Origin of the sequence: Brevibacillus sp. HB1.3 (assembly GCF_013186635.1) — a bacterium.
Taxonomy (GTDB): Bacteria; Bacillota; Bacilli; order Brevibacillales; family Brevibacillaceae; genus Brevibacillus; species Brevibacillus brevis_D.
This window is the reverse complement of sequence record NZ_JABMIT010000001.1, coordinates 232,965-258,945: the sequence shown is the minus strand read 5'-3', so window position 1 is coordinate 258,945 and position 25,981 is coordinate 232,965. Positions and strand designations below refer to the sequence as shown.

Annotated in this window: 30 protein-coding genes; 4 read left to right on the top strand and 26 right to left on the bottom strand. The window is 47.9% G+C overall.

Features of this window, described 5'->3' with window-relative positions; genetic code table 11:
- Nucleotides 1–48: 48 nt before the first annotated feature.
- Both HPY31_RS01350 and dxs read right to left on the bottom strand, forming a co-directional pair.
- Nucleotides 49–867: a TlyA family RNA methyltransferase gene (locus HPY31_RS01350; protein WP_016739919.1), complete on the bottom strand. Its 819-nt coding sequence runs from the start codon at nt 865–867 to the stop codon at nt 49–51.
- Nucleotides 864–2,750, bottom strand: a complete 1,887-nt coding sequence (gene dxs, locus HPY31_RS01345; RefSeq protein WP_016739918.1) for a 1-deoxy-D-xylulose-5-phosphate synthase — start codon at nt 2,748–2,750, stop codon at nt 864–866. Before dxs ends, HPY31_RS01350 begins: the two co-directional genes overlap by 4 nt.
- A 248-nt stretch (nt 2,751–2,998) precedes the next feature.
- Between dxs and HPY31_RS01340 the strand changes: the two genes are divergently transcribed.
- A complete protein-coding gene (locus tag HPY31_RS01340) occupies nt 2,999–4,693 on the top strand; it encodes a M3 family oligoendopeptidase (RefSeq protein WP_172137834.1) in 1,695 nt (564 codons plus the stop codon).
- A 54-nt stretch (nt 4,694–4,747) separates the two neighbouring features.
- Here HPY31_RS01340 and HPY31_RS01335 read toward each other — a convergent pair whose 3' ends face one another.
- The 21 genes from HPY31_RS01335 to HPY31_RS01235 form a co-directional block, all read right to left on the bottom strand.
- On the bottom strand, nt 4,748–5,650 hold the full coding sequence (locus tag HPY31_RS01335; RefSeq protein WP_172137832.1) for a polyprenyl synthetase family protein: 903 nt from the start codon (nt 5,648–5,650) through the stop codon (nt 4,748–4,750).
- Nucleotides 5,647–5,901, bottom strand: a complete 255-nt coding sequence (gene xseB / locus HPY31_RS01330; protein WP_016739916.1) for an exodeoxyribonuclease VII small subunit — start codon at nt 5,899–5,901, stop codon at nt 5,647–5,649. Before xseB ends, HPY31_RS01335 begins: the two co-directional genes overlap by 4 nt.
- Complete coding sequence (gene xseA, locus HPY31_RS01325) at nt 5,870–7,252, bottom strand: exodeoxyribonuclease VII large subunit (RefSeq protein ID WP_172137830.1); 1,383 nt, start codon at nt 7,250–7,252, stop codon at nt 5,870–5,872. Before xseA ends, xseB begins: the two co-directional genes overlap by 32 nt.
- A gap of 112 nt (nt 7,253–7,364) precedes the next feature.
- Nucleotides 7,365–8,219: a bifunctional methylenetetrahydrofolate dehydrogenase/methenyltetrahydrofolate cyclohydrolase FolD gene (folD, locus tag HPY31_RS01320; protein WP_172137828.1), complete on the bottom strand. Its 855-nt coding sequence runs from the start codon at nt 8,217–8,219 to the stop codon at nt 7,365–7,367.
- A gap of 88 nt (nt 8,220–8,307) precedes the next feature.
- Nucleotides 8,308–9,270 (bottom strand): tRNA (adenosine(37)-N6)-threonylcarbamoyltransferase complex transferase subunit TsaD, encoded by a 963-nt coding sequence (locus HPY31_RS01315; protein ID WP_172137826.1) that lies wholly within the window; start codon nt 9,268–9,270, stop codon nt 8,308–8,310.
- A gap of 18 nt (nt 9,271–9,288) precedes the next feature.
- Nucleotides 9,289–9,693: a transcription antitermination factor NusB gene (gene nusB / locus HPY31_RS01310; RefSeq protein WP_172137824.1), complete on the bottom strand. Its 405-nt coding sequence runs from the start codon at nt 9,691–9,693 to the stop codon at nt 9,289–9,291.
- Nucleotides 9,694–9,739: 46 nt separating this feature from the next.
- Nucleotides 9,740–9,952, bottom strand: a complete 213-nt coding sequence (locus HPY31_RS01305; protein WP_016739911.1) for a DUF2273 domain-containing protein — start codon at nt 9,950–9,952, stop codon at nt 9,740–9,742.
- 12 nt (nt 9,953–9,964) lie between these two features.
- On the bottom strand, nt 9,965–10,522 hold the full coding sequence (gene amaP / locus HPY31_RS01300; RefSeq protein WP_087343749.1) for an alkaline shock response membrane anchor protein AmaP: 558 nt from the start codon (nt 10,520–10,522) through the stop codon (nt 9,965–9,967).
- Nucleotides 10,523–10,675: 153 nt separating this feature from the next.
- Nucleotides 10,676–11,092, bottom strand: coding sequence for an Asp23/Gls24 family envelope stress response protein (locus HPY31_RS01295; RefSeq protein WP_012686027.1), 417 nt, complete (start codon nt 11,090–11,092; stop codon nt 10,676–10,678).
- Nucleotides 11,093–11,161: 69 nt separating this feature from the next.
- Nucleotides 11,162–12,517, bottom strand: coding sequence for an acetyl-CoA carboxylase biotin carboxylase subunit (gene accC / locus HPY31_RS01290; RefSeq protein WP_172137820.1), 1,356 nt, complete (start codon nt 12,515–12,517; stop codon nt 11,162–11,164).
- Nucleotides 12,518–12,533: 16 nt separating this feature from the next.
- The gene (gene accB, locus HPY31_RS01285) at nt 12,534–13,034 is read right to left on the bottom strand and encodes an acetyl-CoA carboxylase biotin carboxyl carrier protein (protein WP_172137818.1); all 501 of its coding nucleotides are present in this window, start codon (nt 13,032–13,034) and stop codon (nt 12,534–12,536) included.
- A gap of 208 nt (nt 13,035–13,242) precedes the next feature.
- Nucleotides 13,243–13,917, bottom strand: coding sequence for a SpoIIIAH-like family protein (locus HPY31_RS01280; RefSeq protein ID WP_172137816.1), 675 nt, complete (start codon nt 13,915–13,917; stop codon nt 13,243–13,245).
- Nucleotides 13,918–13,930: 13 nt separating this feature from the next.
- The gene (gene spoIIIAG / locus HPY31_RS01275) at nt 13,931–14,626 is read right to left on the bottom strand and encodes a stage III sporulation protein AG (RefSeq protein ID WP_172138880.1); all 696 of its coding nucleotides are present in this window, start codon (nt 14,624–14,626) and stop codon (nt 13,931–13,933) included.
- A gap of 31 nt (nt 14,627–14,657) precedes the next feature.
- Complete coding sequence (spoIIIAF, locus tag HPY31_RS01270) at nt 14,658–15,335, bottom strand: stage III sporulation protein AF (RefSeq protein WP_172137814.1); 678 nt, start codon at nt 15,333–15,335, stop codon at nt 14,658–14,660.
- 8 nt (nt 15,336–15,343) lie between these two features.
- Complete coding sequence (spoIIIAE, locus tag HPY31_RS01265) at nt 15,344–16,540, bottom strand: stage III sporulation protein AE (protein WP_172137812.1); 1,197 nt, start codon at nt 16,538–16,540, stop codon at nt 15,344–15,346.
- A gap of 16 nt (nt 16,541–16,556) precedes the next feature.
- The gene (spoIIIAD, locus tag HPY31_RS01260) at nt 16,557–16,946 is read right to left on the bottom strand and encodes a stage III sporulation protein AD (protein ID WP_016739903.1); all 390 of its coding nucleotides are present in this window, start codon (nt 16,944–16,946) and stop codon (nt 16,557–16,559) included.
- Between the two features lie 13 nt (nt 16,947–16,959).
- Nucleotides 16,960–17,163 carry a stage III sporulation protein AC gene (spoIIIAC, locus tag HPY31_RS01255; RefSeq protein ID WP_007725726.1) on the bottom strand — a complete coding sequence of 68 codons (204 nt, stop codon included), beginning with the start codon at nt 17,161–17,163 and terminating at the stop codon, nt 16,960–16,962.
- Nucleotides 17,164–17,179: 16 nt separating this feature from the next.
- On the bottom strand, nt 17,180–17,698 hold the full coding sequence (gene spoIIIAB / locus HPY31_RS01250; RefSeq protein ID WP_012686020.1) for a stage III sporulation protein SpoIIIAB: 519 nt from the start codon (nt 17,696–17,698) through the stop codon (nt 17,180–17,182).
- A complete protein-coding gene (gene spoIIIAA / locus HPY31_RS01245) occupies nt 17,686–18,648 on the bottom strand; it encodes a stage III sporulation protein AA (RefSeq protein ID WP_172137810.1) in 963 nt (320 codons plus the stop codon). Before spoIIIAA ends, spoIIIAB begins: the two co-directional genes overlap by 13 nt.
- A 140-nt stretch (nt 18,649–18,788) precedes the next feature.
- Nucleotides 18,789–19,268: a CD1247 N-terminal domain-containing protein gene (locus tag HPY31_RS01240; RefSeq protein WP_172137808.1), complete on the bottom strand. Its 480-nt coding sequence runs from the start codon at nt 19,266–19,268 to the stop codon at nt 18,789–18,791.
- A gap of 79 nt (nt 19,269–19,347) precedes the next feature.
- Nucleotides 19,348–19,611, bottom strand: coding sequence for a YqhV family protein (locus HPY31_RS01235; protein WP_007725730.1), 264 nt, complete (start codon nt 19,609–19,611; stop codon nt 19,348–19,350).
- Between the two features lie 149 nt (nt 19,612–19,760).
- Here HPY31_RS01235 and comA point away from each other — a divergent pair, with 149 nt between their 5' ends.
- From comA to HPY31_RS01220, 3 genes are read left to right on the top strand one after another with little or no spacing between them, the layout of a single operon-like run.
- Nucleotides 19,761–20,582 (top strand): phosphosulfolactate synthase, encoded by an 822-nt coding sequence (gene comA, locus HPY31_RS01230; RefSeq protein ID WP_172137806.1) that lies wholly within the window; start codon nt 19,761–19,763, stop codon nt 20,580–20,582.
- A complete protein-coding gene (locus HPY31_RS01225) occupies nt 20,573–21,289 on the top strand; it encodes a 2-phosphosulfolactate phosphatase (RefSeq protein WP_172137804.1) in 717 nt (238 codons plus the stop codon). The genes comA and HPY31_RS01225 overlap by 10 nt, the downstream gene beginning before the upstream one ends.
- A 36-nt stretch (nt 21,290–21,325) precedes the next feature.
- Nucleotides 21,326–21,787, top strand: coding sequence for a DUF441 domain-containing protein (locus tag HPY31_RS01220; RefSeq protein WP_012686015.1), 462 nt, complete (start codon nt 21,326–21,328; stop codon nt 21,785–21,787).
- 51 nt (nt 21,788–21,838) lie between these two features.
- On the opposite strand, the gene HPY31_RS01215 is transcribed toward HPY31_RS01220, so the two are convergent.
- From HPY31_RS01215 to HPY31_RS01205, 3 genes are all read right to left on the bottom strand, one after another.
- A complete protein-coding gene (locus tag HPY31_RS01215) occupies nt 21,839–23,254 on the bottom strand; it encodes a DUF4179 domain-containing protein (RefSeq protein ID WP_216675396.1) in 1,416 nt (471 codons plus the stop codon).
- Nucleotides 23,255–23,400: 146 nt separating this feature from the next.
- Nucleotides 23,401–25,092, bottom strand: coding sequence for a DUF4179 domain-containing protein (locus tag HPY31_RS01210; protein WP_172137802.1), 1,692 nt, complete (start codon nt 25,090–25,092; stop codon nt 23,401–23,403).
- The gene (locus tag HPY31_RS01205; RefSeq protein ID WP_172137800.1) at nt 25,073–25,642 is read right to left on the bottom strand and encodes an RNA polymerase sigma factor; all 570 of its coding nucleotides are present in this window, start codon (nt 25,640–25,642) and stop codon (nt 25,073–25,075) included. The genes HPY31_RS01210 and HPY31_RS01205 overlap by 20 nt, the downstream gene beginning before the upstream one ends.
- Nucleotides 25,643–25,981 lie beyond the last annotated feature (339 nt).

Genomic DNA, 25,981 nt, shown 5'->3' with positions numbered 1-25,981 from the left:
TAAAAAGCCTCGATTGTGACAAAACTCCCGAGGCTTTGGTTTTTTATCCTATTTCAAATTCGCATGAGCAGACGCAACTACCTCTGTTACGCATTGCAGCCAAGCTTCCGAATCCATGCCGCCTTCACTTTTTTGGACATGCATAACAAATTCAATATTTCCTTCTCCCCCTGTAATGGGAGAGTAGTCCAAGCCCTTTAGTGCGAAACCCAATCCACTGGCAAATTGACCGATGTCAGTCAGTACGCTCTCGTGCACGTCTGGATCACGAACGATTCCATTCTTTCCGACTCTATCCTTGCCAGCTTCAAATTGAGGCTTGATCAGCGCGACGACGTCACCGCCATCCGTCAGAAAACGGTACAGCACTGGCAAGATCAATCGCAACGAAATAAACGATACGTCAATCGATGCGGCGTTTGGCCGTTCGTGTTCAAACGCTTCCGGGTCCATATGACGGAAATTCGTCCGTTCCATGACGACCACTCGTTCATCCTGTCGCAAGCTCCACGCGAGTTGTCCATACCCGACATCAATGGCGTATACAAGCCGCGCACCGTTCTGTAGCGCACAGTCTGTAAATCCGCCAGTGGAGGCCCCGATGTCCATCATGACACGATCCTTCATGTCGATTTCAAAGACACGTAATGCTTTTTCCAGCTTGAGGCCACCTCGACTCACATACGGGTGTACCTCGCCCTTCACCGTAATCGCAACATCCTCGGCAAATTTGGTTCCCGGCTTGTCACAGCGGTCGCCAGCTACCTGTACAAGGCCTGCCATTACGGCTGCTTTTGCTTTTTCTCTGGTCTCATAATGGCCTCTTTCGACCAAGAGAACATCAATCCGTTCTTTTCTTACACTCATGCTTCCACTACGCCCTTCGAAATTGGCATCAAGGATCGGACACGAGCAGCGATATGATCAGCTGTGAGCCCTACCTCTTGCCGCTGTTCCTTCACACTTCCATGCTCAACAAAATAATCTGGTACCGCGACAACCTGTACATTCATGCCATGATAGCCTGCACGACTGTAGCATTCAATGACAGCGCTACCGAAGCCGCCCATTTCACTGCCTTCTTCAACCGTAATGATATCGTAGCCTTCCTTTGCCAGACGGAATAGAAGCTCTTCGTCCAACGGCTTGCAAAAACGTGCATTGACCAGCATCGGTTTGATTCCTTCTTCTTGAAGCTGATTGACCGCCGCTTCAGCAATTTCGAATACGTGACCGAAGGAGAGAATCGCCACATGTTTGCCTTCGCGTACAATCTCCGCTTTTCCGATTGGGAGCACTTGCAGTTCTTCATCCATTTTGACGCCCCGAGTCGGCAATCGCGGATAACGATAAGAGATCGGACCGCCTTTATATTCCACTGCTGTCTTCATCATGTGACGCAGCTCATTTTCATCCTTCGGTGCCATGATGACCATATTCGGAATGATTCGCATGAATGCCACATCGTACATCCCTTGGTGTGTCTCCCCGTCTGCTCCAACGAGTCCAGCACGGTCAACGGCGAAAATCACATGGAGCTTTTGGCGTGCGACATCGTGGATCAACTGATCATAGGCTCTTTGCAAGAAGGTCGAATAAATTGCAAAGACCGGCTTCAGGCCTTGTGTCGCCAATCCTGCCGCAAATGTACATGCGTGCTGCTCTGCAATCCCAACGTCAAACAGTCTGTCAGGATACTTCTGTCCAAATGGGATCAAGCCTGAACCCGCTGGCATCGCAGGAGTCACAGCTACAATGGAATGGTCTTCATCCGCAAGCTTCATCATGGTATCGGCAAAAACGGATGTATAGGTTGGTGCAGATTTCGGTGTATCACCTGATTCGATTTTATACGTACCGATACCGTGCCACTTGACCGAGTCAGCTTCAGCTGGCGCATATCCAAGTCCTTTTTTCGTGATCGCATGGATCAATACAGGTCCTTTGGTATGCTTGGCCGTCTTCAATGTATCGAGCAACAGCTCCATGTTATGACCGTCAATCGGACCAATATACGTAAAGCCGAGTTCTTCGAAAAGAACGCCAGATACGAGGAGGTACTTCATGCTGTCCTTAAAGCGCTCAGCCATGTGAGCCAATTTGCCCCCTACAGCCGGTATCGATTTCAGCAATCCTTCGACTTCATCCTTCGCCCACTGATAGTTCTCCGTCGAGCGAATTTTCCCCAAGTAGTTGTGCAAGGCACCTACGTTTGGCGCAATAGACATCTCGTTATCATTTAGCACAACGATGACATTCTTGCGCTCATGACCGATGTGGTTCAAGGCTTCTAAAGCCATACCACCTGTCAAGGCACCGTCACCGATCACAGCAACGACATGGTTCTTTTCCTTTTTCAAATCCCGCGCAGTCGCCATCCCCATTGCGGCAGACAACGACGTACTGCTATGCCCGGTTTCCCAGACGTCATGCGGGCTTTCCACCATTTTAGGGAACCCGCACAGACCTTTGTACTGGCGCAAGGTCGGAAACATCTCCCGGCGTCCTGTCAGCATTTTATGTACGTATGCTTGATGTCCGACATCCCAAATCAGCTTGTCCTTGGGACTGTCAAAAACATAGTGCAGCGCCAGCGTCAGCTCGACAACTCCCAGATTCGGCGCGAGATGTCCGCCTGTTTTCGAGAGCGTTTCAATTAGAAACTGACGGATCTCAGATGCCAATGTATGTAACTGCGGTTGCGTGCACTTTTTCAAGTCTTGAGGATCATTTATAGTAGTAAGCAGCATTGGTATTCCTCACTTTCCACTGTTCGTTCTCCGGCGATTGTGCATGCTGCATATCAATCAAGCCACTAGAAAACCCGGCTTTCCTTATTGCTATAGCCGATTCCGCTTATTTTCAGCTTGATTCATTATAACGGTTTCTTAATAAAAACACCACTTTTGATCAACATATACGAATATGAAGGCGATATCTTGTATTTTCTGGTAAGATGATTTGGAATACATACTCCGAATAAAAGAGGTGGACGTCCGTGAAGTTCTCACAAATTCAGTATGAGCGCATGGATATGAACGAAGTTGAAGGACAATTCTCGCAATTATTGGAAGCGTTTCAACATGCTTCAAGCTTCTCTGAGCAAGATTCGATCATGGCTCAATTGAACAAACTGCGACAAGAAGTGGAATCTGCGCGGCACGTCGCACAAATCCGCCACACGATCAATACAGAAGATTCCTTCTACAAGGCGGAGCAGGATTACTGGGATGAAGCCACTCCTGTGTATACCGGCATCGTTTCCCGCTACTATCAGGCGATCGTCGATTCTCCCTTCCGCGCACAATTGGAAGAAAAATGGGGTGCACAACTGTTTCGCATCGCGGAGAGCACACTGCGTACATTTTCGCCAGAAGTTATTTCTGATTTGCAAGAAGAAAACCGTTTGGCCAGTCAATATGTCGCACTAAAAGCTTCTGCCAAAATCATGTTTGAAGGAGAAGAGCGAAACCTTTCAGAGATGATTCCTTTTACAATTGCGAAAGATAGAGACATGCGCAAACGTGCGAATGAAGCGAAGTATGATTATATGCGGCAACATACGGACGAATTTGATCGCATCTACGATCAGCTCGTCAAGGTACGTACACGCATCGCCAAAAAACTTGGCTTCAATAGCTTTGTGGAGCTAGCTTATGCACGTCTCAATCGTACCGACTACAATGCAGAAATGGTAGCCAGTTTCCGCCAGCAAGTGCTTGAGCACATCGTTCCAGTATCATCAAAGCTCGTCGAACGTCAACGACAACGCATTGGTGTCGATACACTTGAGTATTACGATCTTTCCTTTGATTTTGCTACAGGGAATCCAAGCCCGAAAGGCCCGCCGGAATGGATTGTGGAAAACGGGAAAAAGATGTATGCCGAGTTATCACCTGAAACGGACGAATTTTACAACTTCATGCTGGACAATGACTGTTTAGATTTATTGAGCAAAAAAGGGAAGGCAACTGGCGGCTACTGTGAATACATCAGCCAATACAGGCTCCCCTTTATTTTCGCTAACTTTAATGGTACTTCCGGTGATATCGACGTACTTACGCACGAGGCAGGACATGCGTTTCAGGTGTATGTAAGCCGAGATTTTGAGGTGCCTGAATATCATTTTCCAACTTATGAGGCGTGTGAAATCCATTCGATGAGCATGGAGTTTTTGACGTGGCCATGGATGGAGCAATTTTTCAAGGAAGATACCGACAAATACAAATTCTCACATCTGAGCAGCGGACTGCAGTTCATACCGTATGGCGTATCTGTTGATGAGTTCCAGCATGTTGTCTACGAAAATCCAGATATGACCCCGGCAGAGCGTAAACAGGCTTGGCGTGAAATTGAGCGCAAGTACCTACCGCATCGCAATTACTCGCAGAATGCGTATCTTGAGGAGGGCGGGTTCTGGCAGCAGCAAACCCATATTTTCCAAAGCCCCTTCTATTACATTGACTACACACTAGCCCAGATTTGCGCCTTCCAATTTTGGAAACGATCTCAATCTGAGCCAAAACAAGCTTGGGAGGATTATTTGACGCTTTGCCGCGAAGGCGGAAGTAAATCGTTCCTCGAGCTGGTGCAAGTGGCGAAGCTCTATTCTCCATTTGAGGACGATTGCATTCCATCAGTGATTGGCGAGATTGAACAATTCTTAAATAGCATTGACGATAAAAGCTTGTAATCGGTAGGTATACAAAAAAAGCTGGCAGTTCCCGTATGGGTTGCCAGCTTTCCCTTATTTATTGCGATCACGCACGTAGTCCGCCAACGGGCTGAGTGCAGAGTTCTCGATTCCCGCATCCGCAAGCGCTGCTTTTGCCTCGGCAATCAATTCGTCAAGACGCGCCTTCGATTCGGCTAGACCAAGAAGCGATGGGTACGTTGCCTTTTCCCGATCCGCATCGCTGCCAACTGCTTTCCCCAGCTCTTGGGCATCCCCTTCCACATTCAAGATGTCATCCTGAATTTGAAAAGCAAGACCTATGCAGACACCATAGCGTGTCAATGCTTCCATTTGGCCTTCGGATGCTTCTGCGAGGTAGCCTCCCCCGCGCAAGGCTGCAATCAAAAGATCACCTGTTTTGTGACGATGGATAAATTCGAGCTGATCCAGATTAAGGCGCTTGCTCTCCCCTTCGATATCCGCCATCTGTCCGCCGACCATGCCAGTTGCTCCTGCACGTTTTCCCAGCTCCGCAATCAGGTTCACGGTCGTAGCCGCTGAAACATCGGTGCGATCCATGTAAGCCTCTGCAATGTATGCAAATGCACGCGTCAGCAAGGCATCTCCTGCGAGAATGGCTGTCGCTTCACCGAATACTTTGTGATTGGTCGGTTTACCGCGCCGAAGATCATCGTCGTCCATCGCAGGGAGGTCATCGTGAATTAAGGAGTACGTATGTATCATTTCCAGGGCAACCGCAAATGCCACGCCCCGTTCAATCGGCTTGTCCAATGCTTCGAGGACCGCCAACACCAGCATGGGACGCAGCCTTTTTCCGCCTGCCATGAGCGAATACTTCATGGATTCGTACAAGTTTTCCGGAACTCCTTGCTGCTCAAGGGCTGGCTGGAGTCTTTGTTCTATATAGGCGGTCTTTTCCACCAAATAACTCTCGAATGTATGCACGCCGATCATGCTTCTCCTTCCACGCGAAACGCCTTCTGCTTTACCTGTCCGTCTTCTTCCACCAACTGGGTAATCTTCGCTTCGATTGCATCCAGCTTTTGACCACAAATTCTGGAAAGAGTTACTCCTTCCTGATATAAGGTAATCGCTTCTTCGAGGGGAATATCTCCTTCTTCAAGTCGATTGACGACTTCTTCCAGGCGCTTCATCGCGTCCTCGAACTGCATATCAGTCTCTTGTTCCGTTTTCTTGCGAGCCACTCTGCTTCTCCTCCTCCCGATTCACTTTTTCCACACGTGCAGTCGCACTGCCATCACTTAATCGTACCATGATCTCATCGCCAGGGGCAAACTGTTCCACTGATTTCACGAGCCTGTCATTGGTGTATACGAGTGAGAATCCACGCTGCATGACTTTCAGTGGACTCAGTGCTTCCAGCGTCGCTATACGAGCTGCGAACGCCATTCTTTTTTGGTTGAGACGACCCAGCATCCGTTCGTCCAAGGTGGAGCGGAGTTTAGACAGATTTTTTCTTTTATCTCCAATTTGATCAACGAGGCGATAGCGCTTGATCTGTTCATCTAATCGCGTATAGCGTTCGCGTCTTCTGTCTAGCAAATGCTTCATGGATTGACGCATCCGCAAATGTGCCCGATCCAATCGTTCAGCCGCTTCCTCCAGCCTCCGCTCCGGTTGGCGCATCGCATACGAATTGCTCAAGCGTGTCAAACGGCTTCTCTGCTCGGTCATGGTGCCACGTACGGCTCGATGCATCCGTATCTCGAGCTGTCGCACTCTTTCGACCCATTCCAAATAATGCGGTACAGCCAATTCAGCTGCGGCTGTCGGCGTAGCTGCCCGTACATCTGCTACGAAATCGGCGATCGTCACATCCGTCTCGTGTCCTACAGCGGAGATGACGGGAATGAGTGATGTAGCAATTGCCCTTGCGACGTTTTCATCATTAAACGCCCACAGCTCCTCGATGGAACCTCCACCACGCCCTACAATGAGAACATCAATGTCAGGCTGATCGTTCATGATCCGAATAGCGGAGACAATCGATGCAGGTGCATCCACACCTTGGACAACGGCTGGTGAAAGTACGATTTCTGCTTGCGGATACCGTCTGCGAATCGTCGTGCAAATATCTCGGATGGCAGCTCCTGTCGGAGAAGTGACGACACCGACACGTTTGGGAAAACGCGGGAGCATCCGCTTTCTCTCTGCTGCAAATAACCCTTCTTGCGCCAATTTTTCTTTCAGCTGCTCGAATGCTAAATAAAGCGAGCCAAGACCGTCTGGCTGCATCTCTTTGGCGTAAAACTGATATGCGCCATCCCGTTCGTATGCAGAAATAGAACCTCGCACAATCGCTTTTGCTCCATCTTTGGGCAAGAAACGCAGGAAGCGATTATAACTCGCAAACATGACGACTTTGATTCGTGACTGCTTGTCCTTTAGTGTGAAATACATATGACCGCTGGAATGGTGGGTAAAATTGGAGATTTCTCCTCTCACCCATATATCTTGCAGGTGGGGTTCCTTTTCCAGCACCAGCTTAATATAACGATTGAGATCACTGACGGATAAAATATCTTGTAATGCCATGCGGCCCCTCCTTTACAAAAACTTGGCTTTGCCGTGCATGCAACAAGGACTATGCAAAAGAATGGATAAAGCTTATGCCTTATCCATTCTATAATAAGTTGCCGATTTTCTTCTATTGTTTTGCTTGCTTTTTCGCTGCTGCAACAGTATTTTTCAGCAGCATCGTAATCGTCATCGGGCCAACACCGCCTGGAACTGGGGTGATGAAGCTAGCCACTTCTTTGACCTCGTCGAACTTGACATCTCCAACCAGCTTACCCGTTTCAATACGATTCACACCAACATCAATGACGACAGCGCCCGGTTTAACATGCTCCTTGCCGATCATATGAGCCCTACCAGTTGCAACGACGAGGATGTCTGCCTTTTGGGTGAATTCCTCGAGATTTTGCGTGCGAGAATGACACATGGTTACCGTAGCATTTTCCTGTTGCAAGAGCAATGATACCGGCTTACCAACGATGTTGCTGCGTCCGATTACCACTGCGTGTTTGCCTGCCATCTGGGTGCCTGTGCGCTTAATCAATTCAATAATCCCATGCGGTGTGCAAGGAAGCATCGTATCATTTCCCAATACCATGTTGCCTATGCTAATCGGATGGAAACCGTCTACATCTTTTTCAGGAGCAATGGCTTCAATGACCGCATGCTCTGAAATATGAGCAGGAAGAGGAAGCTGAACCAAAATCCCATTAACGTTCGGATTTTCGTTCAACTGTTGAATGATAACCAACAACTCTTCCTCTGTGATGTCAGCGTCCTTCCGAATGATCTCGGATGAAATACCGACTTCCTCGCAGCCTTTTGCCTTACCCCGTACATAAGAGTGAGAAGCTGGGTCGTCTCCTACAATGACAACAGTCAAACCCGGTACGACCCCTTGTTTTTTCATTTCAGCTACTTCGTTCGCCAATTCGGCCCGAATACTCTGTGCGACTTCTTTTCCCTGGAGAATGGTTGCAGCCATGGAGAAAATGCCTCCTTTATCAACGTCGATACGTTAAGTGTACCGATTTCTCCCCCAGCTGTAAAGGCGAATTATAAAAAGTTCTTATTTATTTAATGTTCGTCTTTTGCTTCATCCAACCCAACATTGCGACTCCATAGGCATTATCACCGGAGTAAACGGGGTCACAGAAGTACAGCTTCGCCTTCACGGCAGGGTGTTCCAGTCGTTTGATCAGCCGCTCACGAATGTAATAATTAGCAGCTACTCCTCCGACAATCAAGATGTCCTTCGGGTAGCCTTGCTCTACTGCATGGCGCAAGGACTTCTCTAGTGCATTGGCAATACATTGCTCTGTCGCTCGCGCAATCTCAGCAGGGCTCGTACTCCCCTTCTCCACTTCCCGTAAAAGCGATGCTTCTGGACCAGAAAAACTAAAGGAAAGTCCATCAACTGCCGAAGAAACCCGAAACTCACCTGTTGCTCCCTTTGCTAACTGCTCCAATGCAGGACCTGCAGGAAAGGACAGACCAAGTGCCACACCAATCCGATCTACCAGTTGACCTGCGTGCAGATCGATCGTCCCACCGATTTTCTCAATGGTATAACCTGCTGCATGACGCTCGCATAACAGCAACTCACTGGTACCTCCAGACAAATGCACAGCCAAAAAGCGGTCTTCTGTCGGACGCACCTCAGCAGTGTATTCCCCTGCCGCGATATGTCCCTCTTGATGTGTCGTCAAGTGTAGCGGAACGCGCAAATAAGTCGCCAACGATTTCGCCAAGCCTTCTCCTACTTTAAATACAGGCATATACGACCCGTCTTGCGGGCGTGGCTTCTCACTCACACAAATCGCTGCAATCTCGTAGTCCTTCCACTTCATCTCTTCACTTAATTCCGGCAGGTTCATCACATGCTGAAAGACGGCTTCGGATTGTTGCAGTCCGCGCTTGCCCTCCTTTACTTTCAAAAGGCGTTTTGCTTCTGCGACAATTCGGCCGTCTTCCCCAGCCAAGCACAGTGATGTCCGGTAATTGCTCGTGTCGATTCCCAACATTACCTTACTCATGCTTGTATCTCCTACCTATTACGCCTGCTTGGTTTCACGTGATTGCAAGAAGCTCGACAACACACCGTTAATGTACCGGTGGGACTGCTCGTCGCTAAAGAGCTTCGCGACCTCAATCGCTTCGTTCATCACGACTTTGTCAGGTGTGTCTTGCTCAAACATGATCTCGTAAAAAGCCAGACGAAGAATAGCGCGATCTACATTGGCGATGCGTTCCAATTGCCATCCACGCAGATACTTCTTGATTTCTTCATCAATCTCAGTCAAGTTTTTCAATACACCGTCGAGGAGATAACGCAAATACTGTGCATTTTCCTCGGATTCTTCCATGACGAGGGCAACCGCATCTGTTAGCGGAACCTCCGCCATATCAATTTGGAAAAGACATTGAACTGCTTTTTCTCGTGCTGTTCTTCGTTTCATACCATTCATTCACCTACTAATTAAAATGAGCTCGGCTTTGCTTCTTTCACCGAAACTTGCCTGGCAAAATCTTGTCGAGTATTTCACGCAAGTCTTCTTTATGATCGAGCTTTCGTCCAATATAATAACCGGTCCCGACAAACACAACAAAAACCAGTGTATCCCAAAATCCCACGAGAAGGTAGATGATGCCAAAAAAAAGTCCGGCAAAAACCCCCATTAGCTTCCCCTTGTGTTCCCACATTAACTCCCGCATCATTTACTTCACCTTCTATTCCACCCGTTTACGAGACGAGTAGTTTTCCTGCTGAGCTACTTCCGTCACGACAATGGTCACCTCAGAAATGACAACACCAGCAATCCCCTCGACTTGCTCCTTCACGTCAGCCTGTAGCTTCTGTGTCAGTTCAGGCAATGGCGTTTCTCCATCTACCGAAACACGCAAGGTGATAATATTGCCGCTCTCGAGTGCTTTGACTGTCGTTTTCATATCGCGCACGCCTTTTACTCGGCGGGCTGCACGCTCTGCAATGGTCTGGATCGTCTGAATCGTAATGTTGACCTCACCCAAATCACTGCGCTGACGGATTCCCCGTTCTACTTTAGGCTTGTTAGAGCGGAAAGAACTGAAAAAGAAGCGAAGGCTGACTACGAGGAAAATGATCGCGACAATGAGATAGGTGATGTTCGTACCCGCCAGCATCTGATCTACATATGGACGGAAAAAATCTTGCGAGATCAATCCGCTGGTCGCTGCTATCGCGATGCAGGACAAAACAATAAGCGCAAAGCTATAAATCGTTAAGATAAAGCGGTCAAACAAGTTCACAAGCACCTCTCCTTTCAGCCATGTTTGAAGAAGGAGACAAACACGGCATGCTCCAGAAAACTCCATGAATTAATGCTCTACGCCTAAACAAAAATCACGTTTTCAAATGAGGAAAATGCCCCCTGTTCGTAGGGGGCATCCATCCGCTGCTTGTTAGCGCACGCGCTGGTGTTCTTCAACCGGTACTGGAGCCGGTACTTTTTCTTCTGCTTTCAATTCAACATCAACGATATGTACGTTTACTTCCACTACAGAAAGACCTGTCATGCTCTCAATCGCATTGCGTACACTATCTTGAATATTTCGAGCGACTTCCGGGATGCGATGTCCGTATTTGACAATGATCGAAACATCCACCGCCGCTTCGCGGGAGCCAACCTCTACACGCACACCACGTGCTATATTTTTACGGCCTAATCGTTCAGCTATTTCTCCTACGAAACCGCCGCTCATTTGCGCTACACCTTCTACTTCGGACGCAGCCATGCCGGCGATCACTTCCAACACTTCGGGAGCGATCTGGACTTTACCAAGTTCTGTTCTATCTAAGTCTGGAGTAAACTCTTCCATGCTTCGCACCTCCCTCTAATTTGTAATTCATTATACCAAGCACACCGTATTTTTACAAATCAGCCCTACTTACTCTTCATCCAGGTTCAAGTCGTAGGTTTCCAAGAATTTCGTATCGAAATTCCCGCTGACAAATACTTCGTGCTCCAATACCTTCAAATGGAATGGGATCGTTGTCGTAATACCCTCAACGACGAATTCACCCAAAGCACGCTTCATACGGTCAATTGCTTCGTTACGATCCTTGCCCCACACAATCAGCTTGGCGATCATCGAGTCGTAGTATGGTGGAATGGAATATCCCGCATACGCTGCACTGTCTACGCGCACACCAAAGCCGCCTGGCGCCAAATATTCCGTGATACGACCTGGCGAAGGCATGAAGTTTTTCGCAGGATTCTCAGCATTAATGCGGCATTCAATAGCCCAGCCATCCAATACGATATCCTCTTGCGTAAAGGACAATGGTTGGCCTGCCGCTACGGTCAGCTGCTCCTTGATCAGGTCAAAGCCAGTCACCAGCTCGGTTACAGGATGCTCTACCTGAATACGCGTATTCATTTCCATGAAGTAGAACTTCCCATGTTTGTCCAACAAAAACTCGACAGTTCCCGCACCGTGATAAGAAACGGCTTTTGCCGCCGCAACAGCAGCATCACCCATTTGTCGGCGCAGCTCTTCACTTAATGCTGGAGATGGCGCTTCCTCGATCAGCTTTTGGTGTCGGCGTTGGATGGAGCAGTCGCGCTCACCCAGGTATACGGCATTGCCGTGCTTGTCAGCCATGATTTGAATTTCCACATGGCGCGGGCCTTCTACGAACTTCTCCAAGTAAACACCTGGATTGCCAAAAGCCGTTTTCGCTTCGTTTTGCGCCTGACGGATCGCTTTTTCCAAATCTTCATCGTCAACGGCTACGCGCATACCACGTCCGCCGCCACCCGCCGTCGCTTTAACCATGACAGGATAGCCAATCTCGTTTGCAGTAACGACAGCGTCAGCCACATCTTCGATCAGCCCTTCCGTACCTGGTACAGTAGGTACACCTGCCGTTTTCATCGTATCCTTCGCTGTGGACTTGTCCCCCATCTTCACAATGGCTTCCGGGTCTGGACCGATAAAGGTAATGTTACATGCGGCACAAATCTCGGCAAAATCAGCGTTTTCTGCCAAGAAGCCATAACCAGGATGGATGGCGTCTGCCCCTACCTTGGTCGCTACACTCATGATGTTTGCTATATTCAAATAGCTTTCCTTGGATGCCTTGGGACCAATACAGTAGGCTTCGTCGGCCAGCTTCACATGAAGCGCTTCACGATCCGCTTCGGAGTAGACGGCGACCGTACGAATGCCCAGCTCGCGGCATGCACGGATAATACGCACGGCAATCTCCCCGCGATTGGCAATCAATACTTTTTGAAACATTCCGCTCTCCCCCACCTTATTCTGGCTTCACCAAAAACAATGCTTGGCCATACTCAACCAATTGGCCGTCTTCTACGAGCACTTTCACGATCTCTCCGCTTACTTCTGCCTCGATTTCGTTAAAGAGTTTCATCGCTTCCACGATGCAAACGACTTTGCTCGCATTCACTTTGTCACCAGCTTGTACGTAAGCCGGCTTGCCTGGTTCTGGTGCGCTATAGAAAGTCCCTACCATTGGAGATACAATCTTGTGGAGATTAGCGTCATCCGCTGCTTGTACAGCTGCTGCTTTCGGAGCTTCTGCTGCGACTGGCGCTGCCGCGATAACTGGCTGAGCCGGGATATGTGCTACGGGTGCTGCAACAGGAGCTTGAACCGCTGGTTGAGTGACGACAATCGTTTCCGTACCATTGGATTTTTTCAGAGACACCTTGGCACCTTCTGTTTCCAAGTTAAATTCTTGAATGGATGATTGATCAATTAACTTAATAATTTCACGGATTTCATGCATTTTCATTACGAACAAGCACTCCTTCTTTTCTTTCAATAGAGGTTCGTGAAGTCCAGTATGTATCCTTTTGGCAAACCATAAATCCATGGTAGCCTGTTGCCTAAACCACGTCAAGAAAGGATTTCCCCGCTTCTTTTCTAACAGAAGCGAGAAAATCCTTACCATCATGCCCGATTCTCCTATCCCTTATAACGAGAAAAGTGCCGTAGCTTGATTAGGATGCCTTGTATTGTACGTTAATGTTTGTCGCCGGGATATTCAAGTGTTGCTTCACGCTGGCAATGATTTCCACTACCTCATTTGCGCTCAATTTATCTTTTTGTACAATGACTGTCGCCTTGTCATTTTGGACAGTAACGACCGCATCCTGATAGCCGCTCGCCTTGAGCATTTCTTCTGCAGTCATCGTAGCACTTTCCATATTGGACAGCTCTTCAAACTTGGCCATCGCTTCAGCGACTGCCTGCGGAGAGGACTCCGTGCTGTTTACGATTGCTAGCTGTTCGTCTTTTTGTTGCGCCAGCATGGCTCCGCGTTTCATTTTGAAACCTTGGAAGATTTCACTCGCCGTTTCTGCTACTGGGACGACCGTGTTCGATGTGGCTGGTTTTGCTTCTGGTGCAGCAGGAGTTTTCGCTCCTTGCGTGCCAGTTTTTCCTTCTACAGGGTTTGCCTTTGGAGCTTGATCGACAGGCGTTGCTTGTGGGGCGTGATCTACTTGCTTGGATTCAACCACCACACCGGAAATTTGCTCTTGCTTCTGGACAGCGTGCTCTTGTCCTGATGTTGGGACCTGATCTTGCGGTCCCTTCACCAAGTAATATCCAGAGAGCACAACCATGACAGCAAGCATTGTCAACAACCAAACCGTTTGCTTTCGCAGAATCATTCGCCATTACCTCCTACCCTTTTTTGGGCAAAATGGATATTTTATAAGCGGGAACATCCAAAACCTTTTGAACGGCTTCAGTGATCCACGCTTTAACCTGGATGTTATCGGCCCCTTTTGCTACTACCAGGACCCCGCGGACTTTCGGCTTCAACGTCTTCACAATAACAGGGGCATCTTGCTTGCCGCCTTGCACGATGACGACCTGCTCATCTCGTGACTGGTCATTTTGATTGCGGGTTGCCTTTTCTTTGTCCATTTCCTGATTGGTTGAGGAACGAATGTTTCGATTTTTTTCTACAACCAGCTCTGGTGTTGATTCCAGATTGACCATGACCTGTACTTCACCGACACCGACAACGGAAGCGAGGATCTCACGAAGCTGTGTCTCGTAAATGTTTTCATACTCTGCAATGATATCTGTAGTCGGTGATCCCCCCAACACCTGGGAAGTTGTATCGCCTCCAGGAGGACCCGGCGCCTCACTCCCTATATCTCCAAATCCGAGTGGCTGGTCTTTTTCCACTCTGAGAAAGTCCGTCAGAATCATGATGGCAACGCCAATTCCCAATATGACGATGAAATAATGCAGCGGCTTTAGCTTTTGGTTTTTCCCCTTGCTCCCCACCACGATTTTCTTTTCTTCCTGCATCGTCTCGCCTTGTTTCTTCATGAGCAGACTTTTCAGCTTTTCCCACAATTGGTTCATTGTTTTCACCTCGCTTCACTGACTGTATCCGCTACTGTTTCTCTCTTTCTCTCGAATCGTCTTTGATGATGACCTGGCTCTTCGAAAGCCCCCACTCTTTGGCGACATCGTTTGTGATTTGCGCGTAAAGTGGATTGTCATAATGAGCTGCTGCTGCCATATCTGCTTTGGGATCAGGTTGCATTTCAATGGGTTTGCCAATCGAAATCTCAACAGGCTGGACAGGCTTAATCGGTTCAATCGTGCTCTGCCCTTTTTGCTCTTCCTTGTTCGTGTCACTGACTACCAGCTCGATTCGTTCAAGGATTGGCTGTTCCGGATTTTGCTGATTGACGGTAATCGTGACATCATCGACAGTTACGCCGTACTGCTCTTTGACACTGGCTTTTACTGAGGATGCTACCTGTGACTGAACGTAAGCCGTCATCTGTTGGTTTTGTTGACCGAGCAGCTTGTCAGTGATGCGTTTCCATTCTGCCGAAGCAGGCTTGTTCAGCTCTTGTTGGTATCGATCCAGACGAAAGGCCAGATCTTCCTGCGAGAGGCTGAACAGACTGAACACGGGAGAAATGATCGTCAGCAAAAGAATCAAGCCCATCACCATTTTTACGTAGCGTTGCAGTGTCGTATTGGGCAGGATCAGATCGAGGAAGGCAGCCAAAAGGACGAGCAGGATAATTTTTTTCAACCACAGGGTTAACCACGTCATCTCATCACCTACCGAACCATCATGGAGATGTTGCCCGCCGCAATCATGATCGTAATCGCCAGAAAGAACATCAAGCCGACCGTTGCCAAAGCAGCGAAGACGAACAAAAGACTTTTCCCAATCGTACCTAGCGCACTGATGATTGGGCTGTTTCCAAGCGGTTGGAGTACGGCAGATGACAGATTGTAGATCAGAGCCAGTACCAGTATCTTCAAAGCCGGAAACGCGCATAGCATGATCAGGATCAAAACACCCGCCAAGCCTACGGCATTTTTGACCAGTAGCGAGGCATTGAGTACGGTATCTGCCGCATCGGAGAACACACGACCTACTATCGGGATGAAATTGCCCGTGATGTATTTCGCTGTTCGGAGTGTGACCCCGTCCGCAACGGCTGAAGTCGCTCCTTGTATGGAAATGATGGCGAGAAAGATCGTCAGAAATGAACCAAGGACACCCATTGCAATATTGCGTAGCAAGGTCGCTAACTGCGTGACTTTGTACCTCTCTGAAAACAGGCTGACGATAGAGAGCATCGCAGAGAGAAACAGAAGCGGGAACACGACATAAGAGATCATCATGCCGCTGGTGTTGATCATGAAGATAATCAGCGGGTGAAACATTGTGGCGGATGCCAGATTGCCTACCGAAGCCAGCAGCGCGATGACGAGCGGGATCATGGCCAGCATGAAATCAGACATGTTCGCGATTGCGTCTTTTGCATAGGTAATAGCGACATGAAAGCTGTTAATCGCAAGTACCATCAAGACGAGATACGTAATCGAGTACGCTACGGTCGATACCGCATTACGTTCAAAGGCGTTCTGCATCGTTTCGAGAATCATCGCGAAGACCGTAATGATAATAATGGAGCTGAGCAGCTTGCCATTCATCAAAATCTCATGAAAGATGAACTTGCCCATTCCTTGCAGGACTCCTGAAATACTGAAGTCACCTTGCTGCATGAGGATTTGGATAAAGCCTTCCGATTTCAAATCGGGCAAGTACCCTTTATAGTCACGCAACAACTGTTTCCAATATTGTTCGACTCGGTCTAACTGCAAGTGATCGACCTGTTGTTGCACGATTTGATTGATCGGACCGGCTGCGGGTGCCACAGCGGGTGACGCAGTAGCTGACACGGCAACTGGAAACAAGGCAAGGAGCAGGAACCAGAACAGGATCAGCTTGCAAGTGTGTGCCACGGACATCCCACCTCCCTTATGCCGGCAACAAGTCGATCACTGTTTCGATAATGATTTGGATGATTGGTACAGCCATAACTAGGATGAGGACTTTTCCTGCGAGCTCGATTTTCGAGGCAATCGCACCTTGTCCAGCATCTCGGGTCATCTGTGCACCGAATTCAGCGATGTAGGCAATTCCGATGATTTTTAGAATCGTTTCCAGAAACACAAGGTTCAAATCTGCTTGAACCGCCAATCTTTCCAAAATCCGGATAACATCTGCTATTTTTCCGACGAGAAAGTAAAAGATGATGACCCCACTCGCGATCGCCAGCAAAAAGGCGAACATCGGCTTCTGTTCCTTAATGACTAGCGCGAGAATCGTAGCCACCAGTCCTAGTCCGACAATTTGTACAATCTCCATCTGGAGCCCCTCCTCAGTTGAACAGGAAGACGCGTTTTACCTCGGAGAACAAGTCTCCGATGTAATGGGACACCATGTACAGGACAATGATGAATCCGACCAGAGTTGCCCAATGCGCAATATCTTCCTTGCCCGCCTGCTTCAGGACCGTATGCAGGATGGCTGTTATGAAACCTACTGCTCCTATCTGGAAAACAGGTGTCAAATCAAAATCCACTGTGAACACCTCGCCTTTAGAACATCAGGATGACGACCAAGAGTCCACCTAAAAAGCCCAAACTCTTGTACATTTTTTCGTACTTTTCCTGTTCAGCACGAGCCTCTTCTTCCAGCCCTCGCAGGTGGGTGACAGCTAGGCGCAAATGCTTTTGCTGGTCTTCCCGATCGGATGATCCGAGTACCTGACCTAGACTCTCAAGCACCTCTCGCTCTTGTCTGCGCAAGGCGGTTTGGGTCCAGAGTCTATTCATTGCTTGTTGCAAGGCTTCCTCAGCCGAATGCGCCTTTTCTGTCTGTAGGAATTCCGCGGCCAGAAGAAATACCTTCCCTACCTCTTCGGAAACGCGATGACCGACCTTCACAAACGCCCGCTGTAATGGCGTCATCCCGAACACAATTTCCGTTTCGAGCATTTGTAGAGCAACGAGCAGTGCCCGAAGCTGAACGGGACGATTCGCGTAATACTTGCCGATCTGCCAACCAACCATCGACGCCGAAAACAGGATGAGTACAGCTCCCATCAGCTTGACCATGCAGCCTTCTCCCTTTCAACCAGGTTCATGCTTTGATCGTAGATGGCCTGGATCGTTCCGACACCTTTTGAGCGACTGAGTACGATATAACGGGAAAAGGCACCATATCGAATCAGCTTGCCTAACATAGGGCGTTCGGCAACTTCCTTGACGCTCGCTCCATGCGCCGAGCAAATGACGGCTACACCCGCATGAATCGCTTCCCAGACTGCGTCGCCATCCTCCGCTCTACCTACCTCGTCCACAATCAGTACATCAGGAGACATGGAGCGAATCAGCATCATCATCCCGACAGCTTTTGGGCAAGCGTCCAGCACATCTGTTCGCGGACCGACATCTCGTTGAGGAACTCCTTGCAAGCATCCCGCCAACTCAGAACGCTCGTCCACAATTCCTACCTTGCGACTTGAAGACCACTCGCTCCCGTAGCTGATGGTTCGTGCGATATCACGCAACAAGGTTGTCTTCCCGCATTGGGGTGGGGAGATGAGCAGCGTGTTTTGCAATTTGCCATCCTCAAACAAATACGACATGACCTTTTTGGCCGCGCCCTTTTTCTCGCGGGCAATCCGGATGTTGAAGCTGGTCACATCTCTAATTCCCTTCACTTCTCCTTTGTCCAGCACCACTTTCCCCGCAATGCCAATGCGATGACCGCCAACTACCGTGATGTAACCTCTTTTCAACTCTTCTTCCAAGGCATAAAGAGAATGCTGGCTGACCTGGTTTAAGAGTTTTGCTGCCTCTTCTGCTGAAAAAAGCCATCCTTGTGCGGGTATCGAGGTGATTTGCCCCGACGATGTCACATAGCTGGATTGTTGGCCAAACCGGACTTCTAGCGGCTGGTTTTGCCGAAGCCGAATTTCTTCCAGATTCTCTCTTACCGCGATAGGAAGGGCCGTCAAAATCGTTCGTAAAGTTGCTGGCAATATCGTCAAGATCTCATTCATCAGGTACCCTCCTTTTTGCAGCCTTCTGTCTTTGTCCACTTTGACTTACCTCCATCCTATGCAGAGGTGGACGAGATTTATGCAAAAAAAATAGCTTGCTCTCGTGCTAGAAAGACGAGTGCAAGCTTTTCCTATTGGAATCACCGATTATTCGTTTTCTTGTTGTCCACCGGCTCTATTACATAGTGTCTGAAACCTTCCTCATCTTTGCCTTCGTGCAGATAGATTTCTTTCTGGCAGCTTGGACATGCAAACTCGTAAGTCGTATCGAGATGGGGATCTACTTGTGCTTCGTATTGTTGTGCGTCTTCATCATCATCCAAATCGTAGAAAGTCGCATACTCGTCGTCATCATCCTCACAATCAACAACGGTTTCATACAAGTCATCATCATCTTCAAAAAGGTAGAGCTCAATGTCCTCTAAGTCTTCATCCAAGGCCTCCACATAATCCTCCGTCTCTTCCACTCGCGCGTGAAGCTCTCGTAGCTGACCCTGCACCTCATTTAGAAGCTCAATCATCTCTACCATAATTTTTCCTTCGGGGCTCTTCTCCCCCACTTCCAATCCATCTGCCAACCCTTGCAAGTATGCGATTCGATTCGCCAATGATTCTTGCATCCACATTCCCTCCCATCCAATCTCTCCCACTTATCGTTCCCCATCGTGATGTCATTTACAAATGGAAGGAAATGGGTAATCATTTACGGACGCCAATCAAGATGCACGAGATCCCCACCAGAATCCAAGCTATTTTGGCGAAGCTAACCCGATCCGACATGCCTAACAAACCGATTGTCGTAGTGGTGATCAAGATAATTGGCCCAACAATCGCAAGCCCTGAATTAATGAGCAGAGCTTTTTCGACCTGGTTCACTTTTAAAATGAGCAAAGCTGCAATGATCTCGATACTGCCCGAAAAGACCCTAAGTGCTGCCATACCCATAATCGCTTTTTCCAACATACCGTCTCGTCCTCCCCTCCTTTCACTCTATGCCTGTACCACGTCATTTCAGCACTTTTTGAATCATCTCTATAGGCTTTTGCCCTCACTCCTCCCCTTCACTGGGCATACACTGAACCATACGCCTAGAAGAAATGAGGAACTTGCCGATGGTAGAGTGTGATCAATCGTTTTTACCTGATAGCTGGGCAAACCCGTCCGGGCAAATACGAGAAAAGCCCCGTGTGAAGGGCTTAACCATGGTGATTGACAAAGGGCTTGGACTTACTGCATATACCGACTTGTTAGCGCTGGCTGCTCCCTATATCGATCTATACAAACTCGGTTTTGGCACTCTTGCTCTGTACCCCCTCGAAATACTCAACCAAAAACTGACCCTCGCAAAACAATATGGTGTACACATCATGCCAGGAGGAACTTTTTTTGAAGTCGCCATTCGCCACAATACAATCGAAGATTATATGAAGCTGATTCGCTCTCTCGGTTTTTCTGCGGTGGAAATATCCGATGGAACGTTCCCTTTATCTTTTGCACAGCGACAGGAAGCCATCAATTACGCGTTAGACAACGATCTGGTGGTCTACACAGAGGTCGGAAAAAAAGCTGCCGACTATCGCACTTGTCGAGAGGAATTGCTGGAGACGCTTAGCTTCGACCTGCACAATGGTGCTAGTCACGTGATTGTGGAAGCGAGGGAAAGTGGTACCGTCGGCGTGTGTGACGGGGATGGCAAGATTGACGATTCCTTCATTTTAGACATTGTTGCGGCCGCTAAAGAAAAGGCCTCCCGTCTGATCTGGGAAGCACCACAAAAGGATCAACAGGTCTGCTTCATCAAGGCCATTGGCAGTGACGTGAACCTCGGAAATATTGCGTATACGGATGTATTCTCTTTGGAGACGCTACGACGCGGATTGCGCGGCGATACAGCCCTAATCATGGATAGAGGGAGTTGTTTTCCGTGCGAATAGAAGTGGTGCCGACCGTGGAAGAAATTCGTTTTGAACAGATCAGCAATCATGTAGTCATCGTCATCGATGTGCTTCGTGCCTCCAGTACGATTGTCACCGCATTAGGGAATGGATTTCGCAGCGTCATCCCGGTCGAAACCATTGGGCAAGCGAACTCCCTACGCACGAGCGACTGTATTTTGGCCGGGGAACGCCACTGCAGGAAAATCCCCGAATTCGACTGCAATAACTCACCAACCGAAATCGCAGGTTTGGGGAAAACGGGGAGCCAGCTTATTCTCACTACGACGAACGGGACTCGCGCGATCCAAAAAGCAGAACGTGCCACTGCTCTCTTGATTGGCTGCTTCTTGAATGCCACTGCATGCATGCGGCACGCTCTTTCGTATCATCTCGACATAACTCTGTACTGTGCAGGTACCCGATCGGAATTCGCTCTGGAAGACGGTCTGGCTGCCGGCTTGATGATTGCACAGGCACAACAATCGTTACCGAGCATCCAAATCTGTGATCTGGGTGAAGTGCTAAAGGCGAGCTACCTTTATTACGCGGAAAAACTGAGCGAGCTGTTACCCCACACGACAACAGGAAAAAGGCTCATCCAGCACCATCTCGCAAGCGACATACGGTACTGTGCTCAAGTGGATCAGTATCAAATCGTTCCCTACATCAAGGAGAAACGCATACTCCCACACCTTGTCTCATAATGTGAAAAGAGAACAGGGACAGGGGTTTTGATGCCAATGATGTCTGGAGAAGTAATGCTGGTCATCCTAATCGTTATCGGTCTTATTGGGCGCTCACCAATTATTGCGACTGCCGCAAGTATATTGTTGGTGTTGAAGCTAACGGCACTGGAGCGTTTTTTCCCAACAGTAGAACGGCGCGGATTGGAGCTCGGGCTGCTCTTTTTGACCATTTCCGTACTGGTTCCATTCGCCAGCGAAAAAATATCATGGAAAGACGTCACGCCTCTTTTCACTACGGTTGTCGGCTTAACCGCACTGGCTGGTGGGGCCATTGCCACCTGGATGAATGGAAAAGGACTTGATTTGCTACGCTCGGAGCCACATATGATCGTCGGTCTAGTGATTGGATCGATTATTGGCATTGTGTTTTTTCGGGGTATTCCCGTCGGGCCTTTGATGGCTGCTGGTATTACAGCGTTTGTGTTGAAGCTGTGGGAATGGTTTGGAAGCAGATAAAAACGAAATCCCCCTCTTTTACATCCAGGAGGGGGATTTGTCTATGTTGTTTTAGCTCTTAAACGGAACTTCCCAGTTGAGGTTTTGATATTGGCGTTGTTGAAGCAAATGAGACAGCTTTAATTCCTTCGGCTGTTTTATAAGGTCGCGGATGAAGAATGTTCCTGTAACATGCACGCGTCCATCCTTGCCTCTCGTAGACTTTTCTTTGAGGGAGACATCGTACTTTTGTTTGGACTCATCCTGTGCCGACCATTCAGTCGTATTGACGATCCCTTCTGGCAGTATAGCCGAGAACGAAATCAGTGCACCTTTTCCAAAATAGGTCTCATTTCCGATTTTTTCTTCTCCCTCCGTTGTTTTTAAGGTAAAGCCCGTTAAGGTATAGGTACTGTCACTGTTCGTCACGGTCACCTTATCCTTTAACAGGGTACCAATCGGGATGGTTGCCTGAAACTTCGATGGCTCATACAGGTACAGGGAATGCATTTTCAATTTGTAAGACTCGCCTTTTGCTAAGGGAGTTAACCCACTCCAATTCGTCTCTCCCTTACGATCTACATGCACTTTATTTTTGCGCCATATCTCAACGTTGTTTTTTCGAATTTGGTTAAGCTCTTCATGCACGGCATCGTCCCATCCAACTACCACATTACCTTTTTCATCCATGATTTGATAGGCCAATCCAATGTCAGTAAAATAACGATCCACGATTTCTTCTACTGTGTATTCTTCTGTAAATTCTTCTGGTTGCTTCGATTCTACAATCCAGCTGTTTTGCTCTTTCCATTTTTGGATTTGCTCTTCTCTTTCTTTTGTCCAGTATGTATCAAATTGCATCAAGCTTGTGCTAGGCACCGTCATCATGTTTTGCAGAGCGATCTCAATTCCATGTGTCGTGTATTTTTGTCCGATCTCGGTATAATTGGTGACTGCCCTTGCCTTTTTCATATCGACGGGAAACTCAACTTTCCAGTTTCCTTCTTTTCCACCTAATATGGTTCCCTTGATGCTGGCGATCATTTCATCTGGCTGTGTCTCTTTGTCTATCAGGAATGGGAAGATATCATGTTTAATGACGAGAAACTCTCCCTCTTCTACGAAAGAAAAGCCGCCTCCCCCAACTATATAGTCGATTCCAAATTTGGTTTTATAAGTAATGGAAAACTCGTCTTTTTCCTTATCAATATGGATACGCTTGCCATTTTGATCCACGAGTTTTGCAATAATCGCTACCCGTACCGGATCTATAGCCACTTCTTTTACGAATAGGGTAATGCCTTGGTCTGTCTCACTATTATTGATTTCCTGAACATGTCCTTTCTCGGCAGCCTGCTTCATTCCTTGGTCCACACCTTTAATCGACTGGATGACACTTCCTACATCGCTCGCCAATGTCGGAGACACCACGGACCCAAGCGTAAGGATTGCTGTAACACTGGCTACTGCTAACGTTGTTTTCTTCAAAATGTTTACACTCCTTTTTTCAATCTGGTGGTTTATATGGATTAACGGTTCTTTTTGTTTTTTCTTTCCACGAAATTACATTTTTTCTAAAATATTTTTCGGCATAAAAAAACCGCCCTTTGCAAAGGCGGTCGAGTTCTATCCGTTTACTTCGTGTTACTTGTGGTCTCAAACGGAACTTCCCAGTTGAGGTCTTGGTATTGGCGTTGTTGAATAGCGTGAGACAGCTTTAATTCTTTCGGCTGTTTTTCAAGGTCGCGGATGAAGAATGTGCCTGCAACATGCACTCTTCCATCCTTGCCTCTTGTATATGTTGTTCCGTTAAGAGATACCTTGTATGTTTGTTTGGACTCATCCAGTGCCGACCATTCAGTCGTGTAGACGATCCCTTCTGGAAGAATGGCCGAGAACGAAATCAGAGCACCTTTTCCAAAATAGGTCTCATCCCCGATTTTTTCTTCGTCCTCCGTTGTTTTTAAGGTAAAGCCCGTTAAGGTATAAGTACTGTCACTGTTCGTCACGGCCACCTTATCCTTTAACAAGGTATCCACCGGGATGGATGCCTGAAATTTCGATGGCTCATACAGGTACAGGGAGTGCATTTTTAATTTGTACGTCTGATCCTTTGCCAGTGGAGTTATCCCATTCCATTTCGTAACTCCTTTCCCGTCATTATGCACTTTTCCTCGGTACGAATGATTTACGTTGTTCTTTCGAATTTGGTTAAGCTCTTCATGCAAGGCATCGTCCCAACCTGCTACTACATTTCCTTTTTCATCGTATATTTGGAACGCTATGCCCATGTCGATGAAATACCTCTCCATCCTCTGGGCTTCTGTAAACACACCTGTTTTTGGTTCTTTTACAATCCAGCCATTTTGTTCTTTCCATTTTTGGATTTGTTCTTCTCTTTCTTTTGTCCAGACTGTTTCCAACTCTAGCAAACTGGTACTCGGAACCGTCATGATGTTTTGTAAATTGATTTTTATTCCTTGCGGGGTCGTGTACGTTTGCCCGATCTCTGTATGGTTTGCTACTTCCCTCGTCTTTTTCATATCAATGGGAAATTCAACCTTCCAGTTCCCTTCTTTCCCACCCAGAATCGTTGCTTCGACACCGACGATGATCTCATCCGGCAATGTTTTGCTATCTTTCAGGAATCGGAAAATATCATGGCTGACGACAAGATACTCTCCTTCCTCACCGTAGGTATAGCCCCCTCCCCCAGGATTCAGGTCTTCACCTGCCTTGGTTTTGTAAGTAAGGGACAATCCGTCTTTTTCCTCATCAAACGGGATACGCTTGCCATTTTGATCCACGATATTTGCAATGATCGCCATCCGCACTGGATCCGCAACTACTTCTTTTACAACCAGTGTAATTCCTTGATCCGTTACCTTTTTATTGATCTCCTGGACATAACCCTTCTCAGCTGCCTGCTTCATTCCTTGGTCGATACCTTGTATGGATTGTATGACACTGTTTACGTAGCTCGCAAAAGTCGGAGACACCATGGACCCAAACGTAATGATTGCTGTGACACTCGCCACAGCTAACGCTGTTTTCTTCAAAATGTTTACACTCCTTTTTTTCCAGTTTGGTTTTGGTTTTGGCAATTGCACTTGCTCTAACGCCGTCATTACCTGGGAAGTAAAATCTGTGGGCAAAGCGCTTGGAACGTGCAGACTCGGGAACTCCTCGTCGCTATCCTCTTCCTCCATCATCAGCCTCTGGCAGAGCAGGCACTCTTCGACATGTCGTTCCAGCAGTCTAGCTTCACCTGCAGATAGCTCACCAGTCAAATACCTGCGCAACTCTTCAGTTTTGGAGCAATTCATAGATAGCAGCACCTCCTGACATTTCTTGCGCGATACTAGCCCGGAGCTTTTTCTTGGCGTGATGGATACGCATTTGTACAGTTGTAACCGGAACATGCAAGATTTGGCTAATCTCTTTGTAGCTCATCTGTTCCAGGTATTTCAGCAAAAACACAACGCGGTATTCTTCTCCCAACGCCATGATTTGCTGCTGTAAGGTATCTTGCTTTTCTTTTTCCAAATAAGCTTTTTCAGGTGTATCGGATTCAATCAGTCTTGTCTCTTCCAAAGGTGTTTTGGCGTAGTGCTTGTTCTTGCGCCACGCGTCTATACACAAGTTGGACGCAATCCGATACAGCCAGGCCAAAAAAGCATCTGTCGGCTTATATTTATCGAGTTGACAGTACGCTTTGATGAAAGCCTCTTGTGTCAGGTCTTGAGCATCCTGCTGCTGTCCCGTCATTCGATAAAGATAGCTGTATAACCGTTCTTTGTACTTGTCGACCAGGTACGCGTAGGCATCGCGATTCCCTTTTTGTACCTGTTGTATGAGCAACCAATCATCCTGCAAAGGAAGTCCTCCCGTTTTAAAAAAGTTCGCTGCGCAGCGTTCGTTTTGGCAGGTTCATATGGATTAACGGATTATTTTGGATTTTCTTTCCACAAATGAGTGCAATTTTTTAAAAAAAGTTTGAGTCAACATGGTGGAGGAGAAGAAAAAGCACAGTGCTCTTCGACTCTGACACGCCAGCAAGGGGGATTCACTGGCCGTCTACACTTAAAAAAGGGGACCGAAGAGCCAAAGCCATCCTACGGGCGGATGTTTCTCGAAGAAGAAGTGTTCGACAAGTTTGGTCCCCTTTTTTAAGTTCCGACTGGGTTGGCGTTGTCAAGGTCTACGAGCTCTGTG